This window comes from Neohoeflea coraliihabitans, from assembly GCF_019334345.1.
Taxonomy (GTDB): Bacteria; Pseudomonadota; Alphaproteobacteria; order Rhizobiales; family Rhizobiaceae; genus Pseudohoeflea; species Pseudohoeflea coraliihabitans.
Map to the genome: position 1 here is coordinate 46307 of NZ_JAHWQX010000003.1, position 22545 is coordinate 68851.

Annotated in this window: 22 protein-coding genes; 12 read left to right on the forward strand and 10 right to left on the reverse strand. The window is 64.4% G+C overall.

All coding sequences use genetic code 11. From position 1 onward, the window contains the following. The first annotated feature begins 162 nt into the window (after positions 1 to 162). The 4 genes from efp (at position 163) to KY465_RS11335 (ending at position 3817) form a co-directional block, all read left to right on the forward strand. The gene (efp, locus tag KY465_RS11320) at positions 163 to 726 is read left to right on the forward strand and encodes an elongation factor P (RefSeq protein WP_219201828.1); all 564 of its coding nucleotides are present in this window, start codon (positions 163 to 165) and stop codon (positions 724 to 726) included. A 45-nt stretch (positions 727 to 771) separates the two neighbouring features. Beyond that, positions 772 to 1572, forward strand: coding sequence for an inositol monophosphatase family protein (locus KY465_RS11325; protein WP_219201829.1), 801 nt, complete (start codon positions 772 to 774; stop codon positions 1570 to 1572). 187 nt (positions 1573 to 1759) lie between these two features. Continuing rightward, on the forward strand, positions 1760 to 2782 hold the full coding sequence (locus KY465_RS11330; protein WP_219202686.1) for a MotA/TolQ/ExbB proton channel family protein: 1023 nt from the start codon (positions 1760 to 1762) through the stop codon (positions 2780 to 2782). A 3-nt stretch (positions 2783 to 2785) separates the two neighbouring features. Next, positions 2786 to 3817 (forward strand): peptidoglycan -binding protein, encoded by a 1032-nt coding sequence (locus KY465_RS11335; protein WP_219201830.1) that lies wholly within the window; start codon positions 2786 to 2788, stop codon positions 3815 to 3817. Positions 3818 to 3829: 12 nt separating this feature from the next. Here KY465_RS11335 and KY465_RS11340 read toward each other — a convergent pair whose 3' ends face one another. Next, entirely contained in the window at positions 3830 to 5701 is a 1872-nt protein-coding gene (locus KY465_RS11340) for an ABC transporter transmembrane domain-containing protein (protein WP_219202688.1), read from the reverse strand. Between the two features lie 203 nt (positions 5702 to 5904). Here KY465_RS11340 and rpmE point away from each other — a divergent pair, with 203 nt between their 5' ends. Continuing rightward, positions 5905 to 6126, forward strand: coding sequence for a 50S ribosomal protein L31 (rpmE, locus tag KY465_RS11345; RefSeq protein WP_219201831.1), 222 nt, complete (start codon positions 5905 to 5907; stop codon positions 6124 to 6126). A gap of 120 nt (positions 6127 to 6246) precedes the next feature. Here the strand turns inward: rpmE and KY465_RS11350 are convergent, their stop codons facing one another. Beyond that, positions 6247 to 7503, reverse strand: a complete 1257-nt coding sequence (locus KY465_RS11350) for an MFS transporter (protein WP_219201832.1) — start codon at positions 7501 to 7503, stop codon at positions 6247 to 6249. A gap of 202 nt (positions 7504 to 7705) precedes the next feature. Between KY465_RS11350 and KY465_RS11355 the strand changes: the two genes are divergently transcribed. From KY465_RS11355 to nadC, 4 genes are all read left to right on the forward strand, one after another. After that, positions 7706 to 10423 carry a DUF2339 domain-containing protein gene (locus KY465_RS11355; protein WP_219201833.1) on the forward strand — a complete coding sequence of 906 codons (2718 nt, stop codon included), beginning with the start codon at positions 7706 to 7708 and terminating at the stop codon, positions 10421 to 10423. Positions 10424 to 10629: 206 nt separating this feature from the next. Further along, positions 10630 to 11703: a quinolinate synthase NadA gene (gene nadA / locus KY465_RS11360; RefSeq protein ID WP_219202690.1), complete on the forward strand. Its 1074-nt coding sequence runs from the start codon at positions 10630 to 10632 to the stop codon at positions 11701 to 11703. A 55-nt stretch (positions 11704 to 11758) separates the two neighbouring features. Continuing rightward, the gene (locus tag KY465_RS11365) at positions 11759 to 13369 is read left to right on the forward strand and encodes an L-aspartate oxidase (protein WP_219201834.1); all 1611 of its coding nucleotides are present in this window, start codon (positions 11759 to 11761) and stop codon (positions 13367 to 13369) included. After that, entirely contained in the window at positions 13366 to 14238 is an 873-nt protein-coding gene (gene nadC / locus KY465_RS11370) for a carboxylating nicotinate-nucleotide diphosphorylase (RefSeq protein WP_219201835.1), read from the forward strand. The genes KY465_RS11365 and nadC overlap by 4 nt, the downstream gene beginning before the upstream one ends. A gap of 39 nt (positions 14239 to 14277) precedes the next feature. On the opposite strand, the gene KY465_RS11375 is transcribed toward nadC, so the two are convergent. The 8 genes from KY465_RS11375 to KY465_RS11410 form a co-directional block, all read right to left on the reverse strand. Then, complete coding sequence (locus KY465_RS11375; RefSeq protein WP_219201836.1) at positions 14278 to 15288, reverse strand: NUDIX hydrolase; 1011 nt, start codon at positions 15286 to 15288, stop codon at positions 14278 to 14280. Beyond that, entirely contained in the window at positions 15281 to 15817 is a 537-nt protein-coding gene (locus KY465_RS11380; protein WP_219201837.1) for a tyrosine phosphatase family protein, read from the reverse strand. The genes KY465_RS11375 and KY465_RS11380 overlap by 8 nt, the downstream gene beginning before the upstream one ends. Continuing rightward, on the reverse strand, positions 15817 to 16437 hold the full coding sequence (locus KY465_RS11385) for a YfbR-like 5'-deoxynucleotidase (protein ID WP_219201838.1): 621 nt from the start codon (positions 16435 to 16437) through the stop codon (positions 15817 to 15819). The genes KY465_RS11380 and KY465_RS11385 overlap by 1 nt, the downstream gene beginning before the upstream one ends. Positions 16438 to 16440: 3 nt before the next feature. After that, positions 16441 to 17337, reverse strand: coding sequence for a CAF17-like 4Fe-4S cluster assembly/insertion protein YgfZ (gene ygfZ, locus KY465_RS11390; RefSeq protein WP_219201839.1), 897 nt, complete (start codon positions 17335 to 17337; stop codon positions 16441 to 16443). 155 nt (positions 17338 to 17492) lie between these two features. Further along, positions 17493 to 18356 (reverse strand): hypothetical protein, encoded by an 864-nt coding sequence (locus KY465_RS11395; RefSeq protein ID WP_219201840.1) that lies wholly within the window; start codon positions 18354 to 18356, stop codon positions 17493 to 17495. A gap of 101 nt (positions 18357 to 18457) precedes the next feature. After that, positions 18458 to 18727, reverse strand: a complete 270-nt coding sequence (locus KY465_RS11400) for a hypothetical protein (protein ID WP_219201841.1) — start codon at positions 18725 to 18727, stop codon at positions 18458 to 18460. A 93-nt stretch (positions 18728 to 18820) separates the two neighbouring features. Next, a complete protein-coding gene (locus KY465_RS11405) occupies positions 18821 to 19219 on the reverse strand; it encodes a TIGR02301 family protein (RefSeq protein WP_255561629.1) in 399 nt (132 codons plus the stop codon). Positions 19220 to 19357: 138 nt separating this feature from the next. Then, a complete protein-coding gene (locus tag KY465_RS11410) occupies positions 19358 to 19798 on the reverse strand; it encodes an NUDIX domain-containing protein (RefSeq protein ID WP_219201843.1) in 441 nt (146 codons plus the stop codon). 163 nt (positions 19799 to 19961) lie between these two features. Between KY465_RS11410 and KY465_RS11415 the strand changes: the two genes are divergently transcribed. The 3 genes from KY465_RS11415 (at position 19962) to KY465_RS11425 (ending at position 22475) form a co-directional block, all read left to right on the forward strand. Then, entirely contained in the window at positions 19962 to 20942 is a 981-nt protein-coding gene (locus KY465_RS11415; RefSeq protein ID WP_219201844.1) for a cation diffusion facilitator family transporter, read from the forward strand. A 113-nt stretch (positions 20943 to 21055) separates the two neighbouring features. Beyond that, positions 21056 to 21835, forward strand: coding sequence for an SOS response-associated peptidase (locus KY465_RS11420; RefSeq protein WP_219201845.1), 780 nt, complete (start codon positions 21056 to 21058; stop codon positions 21833 to 21835). Between the two features lie 4 nt (positions 21836 to 21839). Further along, positions 21840 to 22475: a LysE/ArgO family amino acid transporter gene (locus KY465_RS11425; protein ID WP_219201846.1), complete on the forward strand. Its 636-nt coding sequence runs from the start codon at positions 21840 to 21842 to the stop codon at positions 22473 to 22475. Positions 22476 to 22545: the final 70 nt, after the last annotated feature.

Below are 22545 nucleotides of genomic sequence, written 5' to 3' on the forward strand. Positions count from 1 at the left end.
CCGGGACAGATCCTGCAATGCGCAGGCAGGCTTGAAAAGCGGCGGCTTTTGTGGTCTTGAAGCCGTCATTCCACCCGCTGGTGCGTGGCTTTGTGCCGCACACTCCCGTTCCGCATCTTCCGGTGCCGGACACAGGCGGCAACTTCAATCGCGGACAGGCTCATGAAAATCAACGGCAATGAAATTCGACCGGGCAACGTGCTCGAACACAATGGCGGGCTGTGGGCCGTGGTCAAGACCCAGGCGGTCAAGCCGGGCAAGGGTGGCGCCTTCAATCAAGTGGAGATGAAGAACCTGATCGACGGGACGAAACTCAATGAGCGGTTCCGCGCGTCCGAGACGGTCGAGCGGGTGCGTCTTGAGCAGAAGGATTTCCAGTTTCTCTATGAGGAAGGCGATGCGCTGGTGTTCATGAACACCGAGACTTACGATCAGCTGGAACTGCAGAAAGAATTCGTCGGCGACCGGCGCGCCTTCCTGCAGGACGGCATGATGGTGACGGTCGAACTCTACGAGGAAAAGCCGATCGGCGTGACGCTGCCCGATCAGGTGACGCTCGCCATTGCCGAAGCCGATCCGGTGGTCAAGGGACAGACGGCGACGTCGTCCTACAAGCCGGCGGTTCTGGAAAACGGTGTTCGCGTGATGGTGCCGCCGTTCATCTCATCAGGCGAGAAGATTGTCGTCGATACCAATGAACTGACCTATCTGCGCCGCGCCGACTGAGCGGCATCCGACCTTTTCTGACCCGTTCTTCCAAGGACAATTTGCATGGCGCGTTCGGCCCTTCTCAACGTAATGGTACAGGCGGCGATCAAGGCCGGGCGGTCTCTGGCGCGCGATTTCGGCGAAGTGCAGAACCTGCAGGTGTCGATGAAAGGCCCGGCCGATTATGTCAGCCAGGCCGATCGCAAGGCCGAGGAGATCATCCATACGGCGCTGATGCGGGCGCGTCCCACCTACGGGTTTCTCGGCGAGGAGAGCGAAGAGGAAAAGGGCAGCGACGGCGCGCATCGCTGGATTGTCGACCCGCTCGACGGCACGACGAATTTCCTGCACGGAATCCCGATGTTCTCTGTGTCGATCGCGCTTGAGCGCAATGACGACATCGTCGCCGGGGTGATCTACAATCCGGCGGTGGACGAGTTGTTCACCGCCGAGCGCGGCGGTGGCGCCTTTGCCAATGACCGGCGGCTGCGCGTTGCGGCGCGCAAGTCGATGAGTGATTGCGTCATCGGCACCGGCGTTCCGCATCTCGGTCGCGGCCACCATGGCAAGTATCTGGTGGAACTGCGGCATGTCATGGGGGAGGCGGCAGGTATTCGCCGGGTCGGATCCGCTGCTCTTGACCTCGCCTATGTCGCAGCAGGCCGGTTTGACGGATTCTGGGAAGATGCCCTGGCCCCGTGGGACATGGCGGCCGGTATCCTGATGATCCGCGAAGCCGGCGGTTTTGTCAGCGACAAGCGCGGCGGTCGCGATATATTCGGGAGCGGCGGGATCGTGGCCGGCAACGAGCATATCCACAAGAGCCTGCTGGAAATTCTCAAGCGGCCCGTTCCGACCAGCTGAGTGTGCATCTGCGCCCAAAGCGGGGGTTATCGCGCCCAAAGCGCGGCTTATCGCATGCCAGGTGCTTCCATTCGCGCCACAATATCGGTTAGGCTCCGCTGCGAATAGGCCGGCGGCAGCGGGCTGACTTCATTTGCGAAAAGTCATGGCAGCCGCAAGGGTTGCGGGAATGGGGATCGGAACCGGCATGGAGAAATTTTCGCTTTCGGGCTGGGGCATTTCGGATGATGGCGGCGGTGCGGATCCGCACAAGCTCTCAAGTCCGATGGTGTTCTTCTGGAGCATGGTGATCTTTCTGATCCTCACCGGTTTCGTTGCTGCCATCCTGTATCGCCAGGTCCAGACGGCCTTCATGTCCAATCCCGGCCTGAATGGCCTGATCCTCGGCGTTCTGGCGGTCGGCGTCTTTCTCGTCTTCATCCACGTTCTGCGATTGCGGCCCGAGGTGCGGTGGGTGAACTCGTTCCGTGCGGCCGGCAGTGCCGACAAGGTCGGTCGCGAGCCGGTGCTTCTGGCACCGATGCGGGCCCTGATGGGACGCCGGCAGGAAATGGCGCTGTCGCCGACATCGCTGCGTTCCATTCTCGATTCGATCGCGACGCGGCTCGACGAATCACGCGACATCTCGCGCTATCTCATCGGGCTTCTGGTGTTTCTCGGCCTTCTCGGCACGTTCTGGGGTCTGCTCGGCACGATCGGCTCGATCAATCAGGTGATCCAGTCCCTCGATCCCGGCAGCGGCGGCACCAGCGACGTTCTGCAGACCCTCAAGAGCGGCCTTTCAGCGCCGCTCGGCGGCATGGGTACGGCGTTTTCCTCGTCGCTGTTCGGTCTGTCCGCATCGCTCATCCTCGGCTTTCTCGATTTGCAGGCCGGACGGGCCCAGAACCGGTTCTACACGGAACTCGAGAACTGGCTGTCGAGCCTGACCGATCTGGATTTCGATGGGCCGGTGCCGGTGACCGGAGACGGCAAGGGCAACGATATCAAACAATTGTCCGAACGGGTTCAGGAACTGGCGCAGGAGGGCGGGTCGAGCCGGCGCACGACTGCGGCAATGGCCAGCCTGGCGGAAGGAATCCAGGGTCTGGTCAAGAACATGCGCAGCGAACAGCAGATGTTGCGCGACTGGATCGAGGCACAGCAGCAGGAATCCGTGAAAATGCGCGAGACGCTCGATCGGCTGGCCGACAAGGTTGAGAGGGACTAGCCGATGGCGCTAGCGCGCAACCGCCGCCGTGAGCGGGGTATCGACTACTGGCCGGGTTTTGTCGATGCGCTGGCAACCCTGTTGCTGGCGATCATGTTCCTGCTCGTCGTGTTCGTGCTGGCGCAGTTCTTCCTCAGCCGGGAAATATCCGGGCAGGATCAGGTGCTCAACCGGCTTAACAGCCAGATCGCCGAGCTGACCGAGCTGCTGGCGCTGGAGCGCTCATCCAGCCAGGATCTCGAGGATGCGCTTGCCAATGTCCAGGCGTCGCTCTCAGCGGCCGAGAGCGAACGCAGCCGGCTGCAGCAATTGCTGGATTCGGGGAGCGGCGCCGTATCGGCCGCGGAGCAGAAAATCGGACGTCTGAGCGCCTCGCTCGATGAAGAGAGGCAGGTTTCGCAACGGGCTCTGAGCCAGGTCGAATTGCTCAATCAGCAGATCGCCGCGCTGCGCAGCCAGCTGGCGGCACTGGAGGATGCGCTGGAAGCATCCGAGGCGAAAGATGCAGCCTCGCAGACAAAAATTGCCGATCTCGGCAAGCGGCTGAACGTGGCGCTGGCGCAGCGGGTGCAGGAGCTAAACCGCTACCGCTCGGACTTTTTCGGACGGCTGCGTGAAATTCTTGCCGGGCGCGAGGATGTGCGGGTGGTCGGCGACCGGTTCGTGTTCCAGTCGGAAGTGCTGTTTCCCTCGGGGGGGGCCGATCTGAACCCGCAGGGGCAGGCGGCCATGGCGCAGCTTGCCGAGGCGATCCTCGAACTGGCCGAGGAGATTCCCGAGGAGATCAACTGGGTGCTGCGGGTGGACGGGCACACGGACAATGTGCCGCTGTCGGGTACCGGGCAGTACGCCGACAACTGGGAATTGTCGTCGGCGCGCGCCACATCGGTGGTCAAGTTCCTGATTTCACAAGGCGTGCCGGCGCGCCGGCTGGTGGCTGCGGGCTTCGGTGAATTCCAGCCGATCGCCGAGGGCGATGCACCCGAGGCGCGGGCGACCAACCGGCGCATCGAGCTGAAATTGACCGAACGGTAAATTGCCCCGCAGCTATTTGGCGGCGGCGATCGCCTCGGCGCCACTTTCGAATTGCAGGCGGGCGAGGCGGGCGTACAGACCGTTGCGGGCGACCAATGTTTCGTGGGTGCCCTGTTCAACGATACGGCCCTTGTCCATGACGAGGATGCGGTCGGCCTTCAGCACCGTGGCGAGACGGTGCGCAATGACAAGCGTGGTGCGGTTCTGCATCAACTCCTCGAGAGCCACCTGCACGAGTTTCTCGCTTTCGGCATCGAGCGCCGAGGTGGCTTCATCGAGCAGCAGCACCGGTGCGTCGCGCAGGATGGCGCGGGCAATGGCGATCCGCTGGCGCTGTCCGCCCGACAGCGTGATGCCGCGTTCCCCAAGCGGCGTGTCGTAACCATTCTGCAGATTCTGAATGAAGTCATGCGCCTGCGCGGCGCGCGCGGCCGCTATTATCGCTGCCCTGTCGGCTCCGTCCTGGCCGATGGCGATGTTCTCGGCAACGGTGCTGGCGAAAATTGTCACATCCTGCGGCACAAGCGCGATGCGGTCGCGCAGCGGCTTCGGGTCGGCGCGGCGCAGATCGACACCATCGATCTTCACACTGCCGGTGGCGACGTCGTAATAGCGCAACAGCAGGGAAAAGACCGTGCTCTTGCCGGCCCCGGAGGCGCCGACGATGGCGACGGTTTCGCCGGGGGCGACGGTGAAGCTGATCCCGTCGAGGGTGGGCAGGTCAGGGCGCGCCGGATAGGCAAAACCGACATTGTCGAATTCGACCTCGCCGCGGGCCGGCTCAGGCATCTGTTGCGGATCAGCCGGGGCGGTGATGGCCGGGTGTTCGTCGAGCAGTTCGCCGAGGCGTTCCGCAGCGCCGGCGGCTTGCGAGACTTCGCCCCAGACCTCGGAGAGGGAGCCGAGTGCGCCGGCGGCGAACAGGGAATAAAGCAGAAACTGACCAAGGCGGCCGGGGGTCAGTTCACCCGCCAGCACGGACTGCGCGCCATACCACAAGACGCCAACCACGGAGCCGAAAGCGATGGCGATGGCAAATCCGGTGAGAATGGAGCGCGCCCTGATGGCGCTGCGGGCGGCGGCAAAGGCGGCGTCGACGGCGCCGGCAAAGCGTCTTCGCGCCTCGTCCTCGGCGTTGAAGGCCTGCAAGGTGCGGGTGGCGCCGATCGCCTCGCCGGCGAGCGTCATGGCATCGGCCAGGGTGTCCTGAGCGATGCGCGAGCGGCGCCGGACACGGCGGCCGAAGCCGACGATCGGGAAGACGATCAGCGGAATGGCGGCAAGCGCCAGCGCCGACAGGCGCGGCGATGTGATGAACATCATGACGATGGCGCCGGCGCACAGGATGATGTTGCGCAGGGCGACCGAAGCGGTGGCGCCGACCGTCGACTTGATCTGCGTGGTGTCAGCGGTCAGCCGCGAGACGATCTCGCCGGAGCGATTGACGTCGTAGAAGGCAGCGGAAAGGGCGGTGACATGCGCAAAGACATCGCGGCGGATATCGGCCACGACGCGCTCGCCAAGCGTGATGACGAAATAGTAGCGGCAGGCGGAAGCGAGCGCCAGCACGGCGGCGATGACCAGCAACATCGTGAAATAGGTGTTGATGAAGCCGGCATCGCTGGCGGAAAAGCCATGGTCGATCATGCGGCGCACGGCGATGGGCAATGTCAGCGTGGTCAGGGCGGCAAGCGCCAGGAACACCACGGCCCCGGCGACCAGATGCGGATAGCGGCGAATATAGGGGAACAGCCGGGCCAGCGGCCGCACTGAACGCGGTGCGCGCGCGTCCGCGGCGTCCGGATTCGGAGTGGCAGCGGCCGGTGTGGCGGAAGCGGGGGACTGGCGGCGGAACACGCCGCCGGAGGCACGGCCGGGCTGCATCTTACTCACGGGGTCTCCTGTCGCGGCAATGGCGAGGCAAATTCGCCGATCGCGGGCCTTGTATCACGGCAGTCCATCATGTATAGGCTCGCCATCGAATTTGGAAGCTGCGGCCCTTCTCCTGTGCCGCTCCACACAAGCAACCGGCCCATTTCCCACATCCGATGCCGGATCTGGCCGAGAGACAATGTCAGGACAAGGCGATGAAGAACGACATTCATCCGGATTATCACATGATCAAGGTGGTCATGACCGACGGCACCGAATACCAGACGCGTTCGACATGGGGCGCCGAAGGCGACACCATGAATCTTGAAATCGATCCGACCTCGCACCCGGCCTGGACTGGTGGCAACCAGCAGCTGATGGACCGTGGCGGTCGCCTTTCGAAGTTCAAGAAGCGCTTCGAGGGCCTTGGTCTCTGATCGGGATCTGACAGATTTCAGGAGGTGCCACCTCCTTGCAGAAACCCCGCTGACAAGCGGGGTTTTTTGTTGTCTGCAGCGCCGTTCCCGGCTCCCGGTGGCACGAGAGCACAGGCCGCGTCACCCGGCGGGTAAGGCAGGGGCATCCCGCTCGATCGGCGCTTCGCGAATCGGCCAGTGCACAAGCGCGGCGAACAGCCCGAGAGCGACGCCGAGCCACCAGACCGGGTCATAGGAGCCGAAGCGGTCATACAGATAGCCGCCGAGCCAGACGCCGAGGAACGAGCCGATCTGGTGGTTGAGAAAAACAAGACCGCCGAGCATGCCGAGGTGGCGGGTGCCGAACATGATGGCCACCAGCGCATTGGTCGGGGGCACGGTCGATAGCCATAAAAGACCCATCAGGATGGCAAAGACGGTCACCGACAGCCCGGTCTGCGGCAGCAGCAGGAACGCGGTGACCAGCGCCGAACGGGCGAGATAGATGACGGCCAGGAAGTAGGGCTTGGAAACGCGCTGGCCGATAAAGCCGGAGGCCAGGGAGCCGATGATGTTGAAGAAGCCGATCAACGCCAGGGCGATCACCGCATAGGAGGCATCGATGCCGATATCGCCGAGATAGGCGGGAAAATGCGCGGTGATGAACGCAACCTGGAAGCCGCAGACGAAGAATCCCGAGACCAGCAACAGGTAGCTCTTGTGGCCGACCGCCTCGCGCAGGGCAGCAGCGGCGCTCTGGGCCACTTCGTCGCGCGACTGGCGGCCCGAGGCGGCATTGCCGCGCAGCGGGATGGCCAGAAACGGCAACAGCATCATCAGAGCCGCCATCCACAGCAGGGCTTCCGACCAGCCAAAGGTCTCGATGAGCCCCTGGCCGAGCGGTGCGAAGACGAACATTCCGGCGGAGCCGGCGGCGGTGCCGATGCCGAAAGCCAGCGAGCGCTGCTCAGGCGCGACATTGCGGGCGAAAGCGGCAAGAATGATGCCGAAGGAGCCGGCGGCGACACCGAGGCCGACCAGCATGCCGCCACCGATATGCAACCACATGACCGATGGCGAAAAAGCCATGAGAATCAGTCCCGCGGCATACATCAGCCCGGACAGCGCGATCACCCGGCCGGTGCCGTATTTGTCGGCAAGTGCCCCGAACAGCGGCTGACCGAAGCCCCAGGCGAGATTCTGGATGGCCATCGCCAGGCCGAAAGTGGTGCGGTCCCAGCCCTTTTCGGCGAGCATCGGCAGCTGAAAGAAGCCCATTGCCGAACGCGGCCCGAAGGTCAGCAGCGCGACGAGGCTGCCGGCGATGATGATCAGCCAGGGCAATGCCGATGGGCCCGCCTGCGGGGCAACGGGCGTGGTGGGGGCGGCGGTGGACATTGTCGGCTCCTGAATGGCGGAAAGCGGCGTCACTTTAGGATTTGCCATGGCAAACTCAAGTCGAATTGTTGCATTGAAAGTTCAATCGCGTTGATGGATGCGTTTCTCGCCGCCGCGCGGTTGCGTGCGGCGGCGCAAGCGCGCAAATGTGCAAGACGCGTCCGGCAGTCTTCGTCCCGGACGACAGTTTCGGCGGAATGTGATGATCCTGTATGTCCTCTTGCTGCTCCTCGGCGTGTCCTTCTGCGGGCTGGCGCTTGTGTCGTGGCAGCGGATCGGACGCCTGGAGCGCGCAGTCAGCGAGTTAAACGCCCGGCTCCCCGCTCCTGATCCGGCAGCCACCGAAGCGTCGCCGCCGGACCCGGACATCGTGGCAACGCAAACCGGAGCGAGCGAACCACCGCCGCTGCCGGCGGGCGGAAATATATCGGCGCACGCGCCCCGACCGGCTGACAGGCCGGCGCTTGCAAGCGCCGTTAGCCGCCGGTGGGACGATCTGCGGCGCGTTGATCTGGAGGAACTGATCGGCGGGCGCTGGACCGTGCTGCTTGGCGGCGTGGCAGTGGCGCTGGGTGCGCTGTTCCTGGTTCGCTACACCATCGAGGCTGGGCTGCTCGGACCGCAAGCACGCATCGTCGCCGGCGTGCTGCTCAGCGCAGCATTGCTTGCCGGCGGCGAAGGGCTAAGGCGGCGGGACCGGCGCGCATCCCTGCCGCCATTTTTCAGCGCCGACATTCCCGGCGCGCTGACCGGCGCCGGTGCGATCGCGGCGTTCGGAACGCTGTATGCGGCGCAGGCCATCTACGGTTTCATCGCTCCCGGGCCGGCGACGCTGTGCATGCTGGCCATTGCAATCCTCTGTCTTGTTCTTGCTTCGCTGCATGGTCCGAAGCTGGCAGCCATCGGCTTGCTGGGCGGATATGGCGCACCGATTGTTCTCGATGCCATCGATCCGAATCTGCCCTATTCGTTGATCCACGTGCTGGGCGTGACGGCGGCGGTGACGGCCACGGCGCGGATCCGGCAGTGGCGCTGGCTGCTTCACGGCGGTGTGGTGGGTTCGCTGGTCTGGTTGGTGCTTGTCTTTTTTGCCACGATCGGCAGCGCGCCGATGACTCCCGTGGTCCTGCTGCTCATCGGACTCGGTGTTCTCTACGCGCTCGGGTTCGGCGGAGCACCCTCCTGGCAGGTGGAGGAGACGGAGACGCTGCGCCAGGACCGGCCGGCTTTTGCCGCATTTGCCATTCTCACCGTGATCGCCACCGTTTCGTTCGATACGGCATCGCCGCAACTGGCCATGGTGCTGGCGCTCGGTTTCGGTGCGCTCCTCCTGGCGCTGGGCCGGCTCTATCCGACGCTGTGTCGCGCTGCGCCGCTGATCGGGTTGCCGGTGCTCGGACTGGCGCTTTCGCTGCCGGTGTATCCGGCGATCTCGCCGGCGCTCGGCGGCGATGCGCTGGCGGGCGAGCGAAGCGCCGACATCTCTGGCTATCTCGCATGGCTGGCGTCGGGTCTGGTGCCCTTGCTGATTGCGGCTGTGGCCCTGGCCTGGAGCGTGGTGCGTCTGGCTCCGCGGCGAGCAGGGCAGCTTGCCATCGCTGCAGCCCTGATTGCCGTTCTCGGGCTGAGCGGTGCTTATCTGCGCGGCACCGATCTGGAGATCGGCACACCGCTGGCTGCGGGCGGACTGATCCTGGCCGCCGCTGCGGTGCTGCTTGCGGAAGCGTTTCTGCGGCAAGCACCGCGCGACTACAGGGCGCCGGCGCCGGCCGCCCTTGCTATCGCCGCCGTTGCACTTCTGTCGCTGGCGCTCGGCTTTGCGCTGAGCCGATACTGGTTGCCGCTGGCGATGGCGGTGACCAGCGCCGGTGTGGCCTGGATCTATAAATGGCGTCCCTTCCCAGCCATGCCGATGGTCGCCGTCGTGCTCGCAGCGCTGTCCTTTTCCGGCATCTATTTCAATGCGCCATTCGAAGCGGAAGCGATCGGCGCATTGCCGTTCTTCAACTGGCTGCTGCTGATTGCCGGACTGCCGTCGCTGATGATCCTGTGGGCCGGTGAAGTCTTTCGCCGGGGCGCAACAAGTCTCCGGCTGCGGCGCTGGGCATCGGGCGAGACGGCCATCGGGCTCGCCTTCCTGGCGCTGTTCGTGGCGTTGCAACTGCGGCATTTCATAGCTGACGGCAATGTGCTTTTCGCGCCGTTCGGGCTTGCCGACATGGCGGTGCAGTCGATCGCCGCCCTGGGTTTCGCGCTCGGCTTGCAGTTCACCGCGATGCGCAGCGGCGCCGCGGTATATGACCGGGCGGCGCTGATCGCCGGCGGGCTTGGTTTTGTCATGCTGATCGGCGGTCTGGCCTTCCGCTACAACCCGGTGCTGACCGGCGCCCCGGTCGGCGAGGGCGCCGTGTTCAACCTTTTGCTGCCGGCCTATCTGGTTACTGGCCTGCTGGCAGGGGGCGTTGCTCTGGCGTCGCGGGGCGTGCGCCCGTGGTGGTACCGCATCGGGTATGGATCTGCCGCGGGGCTGCTCATCTTTCTTTATGCGACGCTGATGGTGCGGCACGGCTTTGTCGGGGAGAGGATGAGCTTGCTTGGCGGCTCCAGCGACGCGGAATTGTGGACTTACTCCCTGGTCTGGCTGGCGCTCGGTGCGGTGCTGCTGAGCGCCGGTCTGATCAGGCGGTCCTTGCCGTTGCGTATCGCCTCCGGGGTGATTCTGCTGATCACGGTGCTCAAGGTGTTCTTGTTCGACATGGCGGCGCTGGATGGCGCGCTGCGGGCCCTGTCATTCATCGGTCTCGGACTGGCGCTCCTGGCGATCGGCCGCTTCTACCAGAAGATCCTCCTGCGACAGGGGCGGGGCCCGGGGCGAAGCGGCGGACAGCCGGACAAGTCCGGCGGCATCGCTGCCGATTGAAGCGCATTCCGCGCCGGAGACAGATCGAGGGCCAGGCCGGTTCGGCGACAGACGAGGCCGCGGGGCCTCACCCCACTTGAAATCGCCCGTGAAAATGCCTATCTCATTGCCGCACCGGCACTGGCCGGTTTCTTTTGCCACCCATTATGCTCAGTTTGAGCAAAATGGGTGAGAGCCAGACAGACAGGAGGGGCGGCATGGCGTTGATGGAACACAGGGTCACACCCGCTGCAGACACCGGCGCACCGGCATCGGCTGCGCAGCGCTTTGGCGTTCTCGCCCGCCCCGACCTGAGCTATACGCCGCAGGTGGCGCGCGAGACCGCGCATCTTTACGAGCGGGTCCGCTCCCACATTCCCGAGTTCGAATGGCCGGTCTATGCGCCCTATGTGCACGCGATCAACCGCCTGAAGAAAGAGCGCGGGGCGGTGATCCTCGCGCATAATTACCAGACGCCGGAGATCTTCCACTGCGTGGCCGATATTGTCGGCGATTCGCTGCAGTTGGCACGCGAGGCGACTTTGGTTGATTCGGAGATCATCGTGCAGTGCGGCGTGCACTTCATGGCCGAGACCTCGAAGCTGCTCAATCCTGACAAGACCGTTCTGATTCCGGATATGCGGGCCGGGTGTTCGCTGTCGGAATCGATCACCGGAGCAGATGTGCGGCTGCTCAAGGAGCGGTATCCGGGCGTGCCGGTGGTGACCTATGTCAACACGTCGGCCGATGTGAAAGCGGAGACCGATATCTGCTGCACCTCGTCAAATGCGGTGGCGGTCGTCGAGAGCTTTGATTCGGACACGGTGCTGTGCATTCCCGATGAATTCCTGGCGCTGAATGTCGCCAAGCAGACAGACAAGAAGATCCTCACATGGAAAGGGCATTGCGAGGTGCATGAGCGCTTCACGGCCGAGGAACTGCTGGCCTACAAGGAGGCCGATCCAAGCATCGAGATCATCGGCCATCCCGAATGTCATCCAGATGTGATCGCGGTGTGCGACTATGCCGGCTCGACATCGGGCATGATCAACTACGTCAAGGATCAGCGGCCCTCGCGCGTCCTTCTGGTGACCGAGTGCTCGATGGCGTCGAATATCGAAAGCGAGGTCGAAGGGGTCGAGTTCGTCAAACCGTGCAATCTCTGCCCGCACATGAAGCGCATCACCCTGCCGAAGATCCTCGACAGCCTGTTGACGATGAGCGAAGAGGTGACCATCGATCCGATGATCGCCGATCGGGCGCGTCTTGCCGTCGAGCGGATGATCAACCTCAAGAATTGATGGCACGCCGGCGGGTGTTGGCGCCGAAAGATTCGACCCGGGAGTGGGGGAGCGGATGGCAGCGAGCGATGTTCTGGATGTGCATCCGCCGGTCTCATGGGCGGGCATCGATGATGTGGTCATCGTCGGTGGGGGTCTCGCCGGGTTGTTCTGCGCGTTGAAGCTTGCACCCCGGCCGGTGACCGTGCTGGCATCCGCCCCGATTGGGTTTGGCGCCTCTTCGGCCTGGGCGCAGGGCGGGATTGCCGCGGCGATGAGCGAGGGCGACACGCCGGCCAGGCATCTGGCCGACACGGTGGCTGCCGGGGCGGGTATCGTCGACGAAAAAATCGCGGCAATGATGGTGGCGGAGGGGCCGGCGCGGGTGCTCGATCTGCTCGCCTATGGCGTGCCCTTCGACCGCGATCTGGAAGGACGCCTGGCGCTGTCGCGCGAAGCGGCGCATTCGGAGCGCCGGATCGTTCGCGTCAAAGGTGACATGGCCGGCAAGGCGATCATGGATGCGCTGGTGACGGCAGTGCGCGATACGCCGTCGATCCGGGTCATGGAAGGATATGTCGTCGAGGAACTGCAGACCGCCGGGCGCTATGTTTCGGGCGTCGTGGCGCGCCCCGATGCCGGCCTGTCAAAGAAGCGGGTGTCGTTTCCGGCGCGGGCCGTGGTCATGTGCTCGGGCGGCATCGGCCATCTGTATGCGGTCACCACCAATCCGTCCGAGGCGCGCGGCGCGGGAACCGGGATGGCAGCGCGGGCCGGAGCGGTCATCGCCGATCCCGAATTCGTGCAGTTTCATCCGACGGCAATCGATATCGGGCGCGATCCGGCACCGCTCGCCACCGAGGCATTGCGCGGCGATGGTGCGCAACTGATAAATTCGGCGGGTCATCGCTTCATGTCGGACATCCATGCTGATGGCGAGCTGGCGCCGCGCGATATTGTGGCGCGCGGTATTTTCGCCGAAGTGCAAGCCGGACGCGGAGCGTTTCTCGATTGCCGCAAGGCGGTCGGCGCGCATTTTCCCGAGATGTTTCCGACCGTGTACGAGTCCTGCATCTCTGCGGGAATCGATCCCGTCACGCAGCCCATCCCGGTCATTCCGGCGGTGCATTATCACATGGGCGGCATCCTGACCGATGCCGAGGGCCGGACGACGCTTGACGGGCTCTGGGCCGCCGGCGAAGTGACATCGACGGGCGTGCACGGGGCCAATCGCCTGGCCTCCAACTCGCTGCTCGAAGCAGTGGTGTTTGCCGGGCGGATCGCCGAGGATATCCAGGGCATGCTGCCGATGCCGCAACTGACCGACTGGGGCGGCGCGGTGGGCGAATCCGATGAGCTGGTGACGGTGGAAGACAGTGCCGAGCTCAAGCATCTGCGCGGCATCATGAGCACGCATGTCGGCGTGCTTCGCGACCGGGCCGGGCTGGAGACGGCGATCCGCGCCATTGCCCGCCTGGAGCAGAGCAACAAGCGGGTGCGTTTTTGCAATATCGTGGCCACTGCCAAGCTGATCGCCGTGGCCGCCTGGCGCCGCCAGGAAAGCCGCGGCGGCCATTATCGCGCTGATTTTCCCGAGCCGTCACCGAGCTGGAAGCAGCGCACATTTCTAACCCTTGCCGAGGTCGACACGATCGTGGCTGAACTTTGCGAGAAGAGCGAAGCATGACGACAGACAAAGCGCATCTTCCCGAACTGCCGGCCCTGATGGTCGAAGCCCAGGTCCGGGCGGCGCTCGAGGAGGATCTGGGGCGGGCCGGCGACATCACCAGTCAGGCGACGATCGGCCCGGACAAGACGGCGCGCTGCAGCGTCGCGGTGCGGGAGGCTGGCGTCGTCTGCGGCATGACGCTGGCCGCGACGGCTTTCCGGCTGATCGACCCGACGATCCGCTTTGAGGCGCACGTGTTTGACGGAGATCCGGTCGAACCGGGGCATCGCATCGCCTCTGTCGAGGGGCCGGCACGGGGCGTGCTGGCTGCAGAGCGGGTGGCGCTCAATTTCCTCATGCACCTGTCCGGGATTGCCAGCCATACGGCCCGCTTCGCAGCGCTGATCGCCGACACACCGGCACGCATCACCTGCACGCGCAAGACCTTGCCTGGCTTGCGGGCAGTGGAGAAATTCGCGGTGCGCTGCGGCGGCGGCTCATCGCACCGCTACGGGCTCGATGACGCCATCCTGATCAAGGACAATCACATCGCGGTCTGCGGCGGCATTGCAGCCAGCCTGAACGCGGCGCGGGCCTTTGCCGGGCATCTGGTGAAGATCGAGATCGAGGTCGATACGCTCGAACAGTTTGCCGAGGTTCTGGCGCATGGCGGCGCCGATGTGGTGCTGCTCGACAATATGGGTGCGGACCTGCTTGCCGAGGCCGTGAAGATGAATGCGGGCCGGCTGGTGCTTGAAGCGTCCGGCAATGTCGATCTGTCGACGGTGCATGCGATCGCCGAGACCGGTGTCGATTTCATCTCGACATCGAAAATCACCATGGCGGCACCGACGCTGGATATCGGGCTCGATATCGCGATTTCCTAGCCGGATCAAAAGCCTGGAGCCTTGCCTTGATCTCTTGATTCAGGCGCCGGGCCGGCCGAGACGCAGGCCGGGGGCCGGGCGCTCCTCGAGAATGCGCGAGCGGAAGCGATACAGGGCTGCCGGCCGGCCGCCCGTCTTTGCCGCCGTGCTGCCGGTCGGCTCGACAAGCGCAGCCCCCTCGACCAGACGACGGAAATTCTGCTTGTGCAGATGCCGTCCCGAAATGGCCTCGACGGTGGTCTGCAGCTCGGTCAGGGTGAATTGCGGCGGCATCAGCTCGAAGATGACCGGCCGGTACTTGATCTTGGCACGCAGGCGCTGCATCGCGGTGGCGGCAATGCGGCGGTGGTCGAAGCGCATTGCGGAACCGAGCGGCTGCGCCAGGCCGGTCTCATCAAACCGCCCATCGGCAACGCTCTCCTCGACGAGGCCCGCCTCATAGAGCAATTCGTAGCGATCGAGGACGCGTTCCTCGTCCCAGGGAAAATCGTCGATGCCAAAGGCCATGCGCAGGCGCGATTGACGCGGCGCGTGCCGGGCGGCGGGATCGGTCTCGCGGGCCCAGCGCAACAGGCGCGGCAGAATGGCGGCGTCCAGACAGTCGGGCCGGCCGGCGCGCCAGTCTTCCCAGGGGAACAGGTCGTACCAGTTGCGCCAGCGGGCGCCGGCGCGGTTGAGCACTTCGTTCGGCTGGTCATCAATGCGGGTAAGAGCGAGATAGCCGACTGAGACCGGATGGGTGCGCACATCGTCTTCGACACGGTGACGGCCGCGATCGCCAAATGTGTAGAGTTGCTCGATATAGCCGAGTTTCAACGCGGTGCGACTTTCAACGCTTTCGCGCAACCCGGTCTCGAAGGTGCGATGGCGCGCGGGGTCGAAGGCGCCGAAGGGCAGCGTGTTGGCGGTTCGGGCGGCACTGGCCCCGTGAGGTGATCTGGCCTGCGCCGCCGGTGCCGAAATACACAGGATGAAGGGCGTATTGGCGCTGACCGCAACGATCGCCGCGTTCAGCGCGATGTGGACCGATGTGGCAAAGGTCTCAGTCATCAGCGACGGCCTCTCGCGGGTCGACGATCAGCTGGAAGACGTTGCCGTGACGTGCCTCGGCACCACGACCGATGCGCTCGACGGCGCGGACCAGCCTGCCATTGCGTTCAAGCAGCGCGTCTGCCAGCGCGATCAGCCGGCCATTGGGCGTGGCCTCAGGGGAGGCGGCGCGCAGGCGTTGCACCAGAGCGTCGTCGTCCTGGTCGGGGACCGCAGCGAGGGCGGCGATCAGGGCGGCGGCCGGGGATCGGGAAATACCGAGCCAGCAGTGTACAAGCAGCGGCGCGCTGCGATCCCAGCCGCGAGCGAAGGCGATGATCTGTTCGACATGCGCCTCGGCGGGGGCGACAAAGCCGGGGCGATCATCGACAATATCATTGAGCGCGAGATTGAGATGGCGGTCAGCGCGAATGACGCCCGGTCGGTGAAAGGCCTGTGCAGCGGCGACAAGGCTGATCATCTCGCTGATGGTATGGCGCGCCGCCGTTTCGGCGATCTGATCAAGCCGGCACACGAAAATGCTCGCCATCACCGTTCTCCCGAGACCGGCCGGCGTGCCGATTCGATGGCCTTGAAGCGGTCGAGAAAGCGGGCTTCGGCTTCGCGGGCCGGCCAGGGGTCGAGTTCAAGCATGTCGGATGTGACACCGCGCGGCTGGCCGAAGAAAGCGCGCGCCTCGCTGACGGTAAATCCGGCCAGCGTGGTGGCCTCGAAATAGGCGGCGATGCGATCGGCGCGCTTGATCCGCGTTTTCGACGTAGCCGGGGTCTCCGCCGGCAGTCCGAAGCGCAGGTGAATGGCTGCGCTCAGGCGCGCTTCAACTGCCTTGTAGCCGCCGCCGACAATGGACTTGAACGGTGAAATCATATCGCCAATGACATATTCGGGCGCATCATGCAGCAGGGTGAGCAGGGCGAGATCATTGTCATAGCGCTGCCCCAGCCGGGCACAGATCGCCTCGACCATGAGGCTGTGCTGGGCGACCGAGAGAGCATGATCACCGTGGGTCTGACCGTTCCAGCGGGCGACGCGGGCCAGGCCGTGCGCGATGTCGGTGATTTCGATGTCGATCGGCACCGGGTCGAGCAGATCCAGCCGGCGGCCTGAAAGCATGCGCTGCCAGGCGCGGGGCTGAGCCGATCGAGCCATCGCTCAACGCTCGCCGCCGCCGGTCTGATCGCTTTCGTCAGCAGCGGACGGCGCCGGAAACGTCAAGGCCGTCCATGCCGGCAGCGCCAGCGTGATTTCAGTATTGTCGACGGTGATCGGCGCGCCAGCGGCGAGGGCGCTGCCGGCGCGATCAACACGGATGATCGCCAGTGCGGCATCGCCGGCCACGGTGCCGAGGGCACCGATCGGTTTGCCGGCCGCCATGATGGGCGTGCCGGTGCCCGGCAGGTCGGCCGCGCCCGAAACAATGGCCAGTCGCCGCCGTGCGGTGTTGCGGTGCTTCATGCGCGAGACGACCTCCTGGCCGACAAAGCACCCCTTGCGGAAATCGATGCCGCCATTGAGATCCATCAAAACGTCATGCGGGAACGCGTCGGACAGGGCGAAGTCAGCGCCCGATTCAGCCACCGCATTGTGGATGCGCAGCCTGTTCCAGGCGCTGATGTCGGCGTGCTCGCCTGCGGCGTCTTCCGCTTGCGCTGATGTGCCGTAATGACGCGCCACGGGCAGTTCGGCGCCGGTGGCGCGAAAGCGCGCATCCGGAAAATCACCTGGTTTGACGGCGTCGCCCCACCGCGCTTCGATCGGCCGCTCCGGACGCTCGGTGATCTCGACGGCAGCGCGCAGGCGGTACATCATCATGCGGCGCATGAAGTCCGTCGCCAGCGCGCCGGAGATATCGACAAGGAAGCGATCCTCGTGCCTGGTGATCAGAAAATCGAACAGGATCTTGCCCTGCGGGGTCAGGAGGGCGGATGGCCAGGCCACATCTGCGGGCATGGCCACCACATTGCTGGTGACCAGCCGCTCGAGGAAGTCGCTGGCCTCGTCGCCGGCGATTTCGATCAGGGTTCTATCTGGCAACTGAACCGTCGGCACGCTCTGTGTCCTTGATCCGGAAAAGGCCTAACTAGGCGCTAAACGGTCAGCAGGCAAGGGAACGCCGCGGTTGCCGCAAGACGAGTTTACGGCATTTTCCGGCTTTGCTGCGAGCCACTGCTTTCTCAGGGGATCCGGGTCCGGATCAATTCGTGTCAGTCGCCGGCGAGGAAAGACTGCCATTGCCCGTCGGGCGTAATGCCGAGACGGAAGAAATTATAGGCGCCGAAATTCTTCATATCCTCGAGATCACCGGCTGTGACGATGCGCAGGATCTCGACCTTCTGCGCGTTGCTCAACGTGTCGAGATCGCTGATCACGAAATAGGGCCAGACATAGATTTCCTCGGCGGTACCGGCGCCCAGACGCACATAGCCGGCATCGAGAATGTCGAGAATGATGGCGAGGATCTCCAGCCCTTCGCCATCGCCCGAGATCGACTGGAGATATTCGACCGGATCCTCAGCGATATCGCCGATGCTGATCTGTGTGGCGGTCGGACCGCGCCCCAGCAGCGCACGCAAGGCTTGCGGCTCGCCACCAAGCGCGGCGGTGCGAATCAATTCGCGCATGCGCGCCACGGGGGGCGGCAGATTCTCAAGATCGTGGAACACCTCGCTGGCCGGTTGCTGTGGCGCAGCCGGTTCAGTCACCGGCGGCGTCGGCGCGCGCTCGCGATGTTCGGGGCGACGACGGATCGGCGGCGCCGGGTCCGGCAAGCCGCCATCAGGTCCCACCTGTTCGCCTTCCAGCGGCGGCAGGGGCAATCGTTCAATTGCCCTGTCGGGCGGCGGTGTCGTCTGTTCGGTGGGCGATGGCTCCGGTCCGGATGGCAGCGCATCGATCGGAACGGTCTGACCTGTGGTCGGCGATTGCAACTCGCTCAATGCCGCCGCCGGCGGGACCATCGCCAGCGCAAATGGGAAAGCCGCGATGCCGAGAGCCGCCAGAAGGGCACCGATCCGCGCCGGCCTGACCGCCGTGCGGAGGACGCCGTCTGGGATCGACTTGCGACTCATGTGTCCGGTCCGAACTTTCTGCCCGCTCTCTTTTCTACGGCCTGCCTCATGATGCACCGGCGGCGCGGTGGCAGATTGAAACATGCGCGCCGTGTCCGGCGCTATTGCAACGTCCGGTTCGGCGAAAATTCTCCCGCCAGAATGCGTTCGCGCAGTGCCGAAATCAATTCCTCGGCGCGCTCTTCGCCAAGCAGACGCACCGTTTCGCTCAAAGCCATGGTCATGGCGGCGTCGGCGAGGATTTCCGGCTCGATGCCTTCGGCAGCGCCGTCGGCCCAGGCATCATTCTGATATTCCAGTGCCACCTGCATCTTTTCCTGGACGATCAGGTCGTCAAGTTCCTCGGTCGGCAATTGGGTACTGTAGGTCATGCGCTCTCGCCGTTTCTTATCATCTCGTTAATCAACCTAGCACGGGCCGTGCCGTTTCAACACGGTCAGCGCCGTCTCGGAGTTAACAAATCCTCAATTTCCGTAGCGTGCGATGATCTCCGCCGTCAACGTCTCGCCCTCCCGGTGATAGCGGCTCTCGGCCATTCGCGCCGCCTGGGAGCAATTGGCGTGTACCGATGCAAAGGTTCTGAAGCCGCGATTATAGGCGGCTGTCAGCTGCGCCCGGCGCTGCTCCTCCTCGCCGGCCTCGCGGTCAAGCAGGCGGGCCATGAAGCCGCGCCAGATCGGTCGCTCGGCGTCGTTGCACAGGGTGCGCAGATATTGCAGGGAACCGAGGATTTCCGACAGACGCAACAGCTTGTTCTCGTAGGGCGGGGTGCCCGAATCATCGATCTGAGCCGCGCCGGGCGGCGCTGACTGCGCGGCTGCGGGCGTGGCCGCAGGAGCAAGCAGCAGGAGAAGGGCAACCATCAGCCGAAAAGCCGCGGGCGGTCGGATTTTGATCATGTCTGGCGGTATAAACCAGATCCGGGCGCAACGAAACGAGAATCCGAACAGCTCGGTGAATGGTGGCAGGGCGGCGACCGACGGCCCCGGCATGGTTGTGCCTCAGACCTTGCTACGACCGGCTTCGATCTGTTCGAGGCAGTGCACCATGCTGGCCGGCATTGGCAGGCGGCGCGCTTCCTCGATGGAGAACCAGCCGACCGCGGCGGCATCATCGAGCGGGCGCGGCTTGGTATTGCCGCTCTCGCGCACCGCAAAAACCGTGAGAAGATAGGGGCCAGCCTCCGGGGCCTTGTCGGAGGTCAGATCATAGGTGGCGACAGGACGCGGGTCGGTGGCGCGGATGCCGGTCTCTTCTTCCAGTTCACGCAAGGCGGCCTCGGCAGCGGTTTCGCCGGCTTCGATGCGACCCCCTGGAAAGGCATACATGTTCTGAGCCGGCGGATTGGCGCGCAGAACCAACAGATAGCGCGCGCCGCGCCGGACCACGGCCGAGACGGCGCGGCAGCCGACAACGCTTGTCGGTACACAAATATCACTCATCGCTTTGGACCCCTCATCGCCGGGCGCCTTTCGGGCAATACGGAGTGCATCGCGGCCGGTGCGCCGCGACCTTGTCTGTCGAAACCATTTCCGATCCTCTTGCCGCTGCAGTTTGCAGCGAGAATATAGGTCCTGTCGAGACAATCACAACGCGGGTGCGAACATGGCGGGACACGGTCACAATCACAATCACATCGATCCTGACGCTGGTGATGCCCGCGTCCTTTGGGCGATCCTCGTCAATCTCGGCCTGACCGTGGCGCAGGTTGTCGGTGGGCTTTTGGCGGGCAGCCTGGCGCTGATTGCCGATGCGCTGCACAATTTTTCCGATGCGATTTCGCTGATCATCGCCTTTGCGGCGCGCAAGATCGCCCGCAAGCCGGCCGATTCGCAGATGACGTTCGGATATGGACGGGCCGAGGTGGTTGCGGCGCTCATCAACTATACGACGCTGATCCTGATCGGTGCTTACCTGGCCTATGAGGCGGTGATGCGCTTTTTCGACCCGCAGCCGGTCGATGGTTGGCTTGTGGTGATCATTGCCGTCGTGGCGCTCGTCGTCGACCTGGTTACGGCAGCCCTGACCTTCACGATGGCAAAATCCAGCGTCAACATACGCGCCGCCTTCCTGCACAACGTCGCCGATGCGCTTGGCTCGGTCGCGGTGATCGTCGCAGGTGGCCTTATCCTTCTTTATGACTGGCGGCTGATCGATCCCATCGCAACGCTGCTGATCGCCGGCTATATTCTGTGGCAGGCGATCACCGAAATCGGCGGCGTGATCCGCATCCTGATGCTCGGCAGTCCGCCAGACATCGATGCTGAGGCGGTGCTTGCAGACCTGCGCGGCATTGATGGCATTTCCGGTGTGCATCACCTGCACCTTTGGCAAATGCAGGAAAATGAAGCGGCAGTCGATGCGCATCTGGTGATTTTTGAAGGGCAGTGGCACGCGGCGGACGCCATCAAGAGCACGGCCAAGGCGCGGCTTGCCGAACAATTCGGCATCGTGCATGCGACCTTCGAACTGGAATGCGCAGTACATGCATGCCACGACGCGCCGGTCATCGGACATGAAGGCAAGGGGCAGCATGGACACGGCCACGCATTCGATTCGCGCGATCAGCAGCCCGGGTCCCGTTGAATGCGCAAGCTCTTGCGGTAAAAGGAAGAGCGCCTGCGCCAAGGGGAAGGGCGCAGCGACGTGCGGCATCAGCTCGCCGCGCAGAATGACGGCGAGGCGGAGGAAGAACCAGAATGTGCGGACGTTTTTCGCTGACCGCGTCTCCCGAGGAGGTGCAGGAGTTTTTCGGCCTCGACGAGATCGAGGACTTCCCGCCGCGCTACAACATTGCGCCGACGCAGCCGATCCTGATTGTTGCCGGCGACGTGGCGCGGGCGCCGGGGGACAATCGCGCGGCGCGACGGGCGGTTCTGGTGCGCTGGGGGCTGCTGCCCTCCTGGGTCAAGGATCCGCGCGAGTTTCCGCTGTTGATCAATGCGCGCTCGGAGACGGCGGCGGGCAAGAACTCGTTCCGCGCGGCGATGCGCCATCACCGGGTTCTCGTCGCTGCCTCGGGCTTTTACGAGTGGCGGCGCGGCGCCAAGGGAAGCAAGGAGAAATCGACACCGTTCTGGATCCGGCCGCGCCACGGCGGCGTTGTCGCTTTCGCCGGCCTGATGGAGACCTATCTGCCACCAGACGGGTCCGAGATCGATACGGGAGCCATCCTGACGGTGGCCGCCAATCAGACCCTGGCGCCAATCCATGATCGCATGCCGGTGGTCATCGAGCCCCAGGATTTTGCGCGCTGGCTCGATTGCAAGACGCAGGAACCGCGCGATGTCGCCGATCTTTTGACACCGGCCGCAGATGACTTCTTCGAGGCGGTGCGCGTGTCGGATGCGGTCAACAAGGTGGCCAATACGGGCGCGGAGCTGCAGTCGCCGGTGGCCGAGCCGACTGCAGCCAAGACGGTCAGCACGCGTTCCACACCGGCCGCGGCCCCGACGGCCGATCAGTTGAAGCTGTTGTAAGCCTGTGACACTTTCCAGCCTTTTCCTGCCGGCCTTGTCGGGTCTGCTGCTTGGCGGCTCGCTGATTGTCGCCATCGGCGCGCAGAACGCCTTCATTCTCCGGCAGGGCCTGTTGCGGGAACATGTTTTCGTGCTCTGCCTTGTCTGTGCGGTCTCCGATGCCGCCCTGATCGCGCTTGGCGTGGCCGGGCTCGGAACGCTGATCAGCACTTCGCCGCTGCTGATCGCGATCGTGACGCTGGGCGGCGCGGTATTCCTTTCCGTCTATGCGGTGCTCGCCTTGTGGCGGGCTTTTCATCCGCAGGCTCTGCGGGCCGCAACAAGCGGAAGCGGCTCGCTGAAGGCGGCACTCGCCACCTGTCTCGCCTTCACCTTTCTTAATCCACATGTCTATCTCGACACGGTGCTTCTTGTGGGTGGATTGTCGGCCCGCCACGAAGGCGCGGCGCGGCTTGCCTTTGCCATCGGCGCCATGGCGGCATCTTTCATCTGGTTCTTCGCCCTCGGCTATGGCGCCCGGCTGCTGCAGCCGCTGTTTGCGCGACCGGCTGCCTGGCGGGTGCTCGATGTGTTGATCGCGGTGATCATGGCAGCGCTCGCCCTGTCATTGTATCTGCGGTTTTTCTCAGGTGGTGCATAGGGTCGGGACCCCAGGCGCGGCGGTGCTTCGGCCCTGTCTTGACCGTTACGGGGAGAGCGGTCATAAGGGC

Coding starts and splice junctions, on each gene's coding strand:
- KY465_RS11330 (WP_219202686.1), top strand. CDS start 1,760: ATGGAGAAATTTTCGCTTTCGGGCTGGGGCATTTCGGATGATGGCGGC.
- KY465_RS11415 (WP_219201844.1), top strand. CDS start 19,962: ATGGCGGGACACGGTCACAATCACAATCACATCGATCCTGACGCTGGT.
- KY465_RS11340 (WP_219202688.1), bottom strand. CDS start 5,701: ATGCAGCCCGGCCGTGCCTCCGGCGGCGTGTTCCGCCGCCAGTCCCCC.
- KY465_RS11380 (WP_219201837.1), bottom strand. CDS start 15,817: ATGGCGAGCATTTTCGTGTGCCGGCTTGATCAGATCGCCGAAACGGCG.
- KY465_RS11400 (WP_219201841.1), bottom strand. CDS start 18,727: ATGACCTACAGTACCCAATTGCCGACCGAGGAACTTGACGACCTGATC.
- KY465_RS11385 (WP_219201838.1), bottom strand. CDS start 16,437: ATGGCTCGATCGGCTCAGCCCCGCGCCTGGCAGCGCATGCTTTCAGGC.
- KY465_RS11410 (WP_219201843.1), bottom strand. CDS start 19,798: ATGAGTGATATTTGTGTACCGACAAGCGTTGTCGGCTGCCGCGCCGTC.
- KY465_RS11395 (WP_219201840.1), bottom strand. CDS start 18,356: ATGAGTCGCAAGTCGATCCCAGACGGCGTCCTCCGCACGGCGGTCAGG.
- KY465_RS11325 (WP_219201829.1), top strand. CDS start 772: ATGGCGCGTTCGGCCCTTCTCAACGTAATGGTACAGGCGGCGATCAAG.
- nadA (WP_219202690.1), top strand. CDS start 10,630: ATGGAACACAGGGTCACACCCGCTGCAGACACCGGCGCACCGGCATCG.
- efp (WP_219201828.1), top strand. CDS start 163: ATGAAAATCAACGGCAATGAAATTCGACCGGGCAACGTGCTCGAACAC.
- KY465_RS11420 (WP_219201845.1), top strand. CDS start 21,056: ATGTGCGGACGTTTTTCGCTGACCGCGTCTCCCGAGGAGGTGCAGGAG.
- KY465_RS11375 (WP_219201836.1), bottom strand. CDS start 15,288: ATGACTGAGACCTTTGCCACATCGGTCCACATCGCGCTGAACGCGGCG.
- rpmE (WP_219201831.1), top strand. CDS start 5,905: ATGAAGAACGACATTCATCCGGATTATCACATGATCAAGGTGGTCATG.
- KY465_RS11350 (WP_219201832.1), bottom strand. CDS start 7,503: ATGTCCACCGCCGCCCCCACCACGCCCGTTGCCCCGCAGGCGGGCCCA.
- KY465_RS11365 (WP_219201834.1), top strand. CDS start 11,759: ATGGCAGCGAGCGATGTTCTGGATGTGCATCCGCCGGTCTCATGGGCG.
- nadC (WP_219201835.1), top strand. CDS start 13,366: ATGACGACAGACAAAGCGCATCTTCCCGAACTGCCGGCCCTGATGGTC.
- KY465_RS11355 (WP_219201833.1), top strand. CDS start 7,706: ATGATCCTGTATGTCCTCTTGCTGCTCCTCGGCGTGTCCTTCTGCGGG.
- KY465_RS11335 (WP_219201830.1), top strand. CDS start 2,786: ATGGCGCTAGCGCGCAACCGCCGCCGTGAGCGGGGTATCGACTACTGG.
- KY465_RS11405 (WP_255561629.1), bottom strand. CDS start 19,219: ATGGTTGCCCTTCTCCTGCTGCTTGCTCCTGCGGCCACGCCCGCAGCC.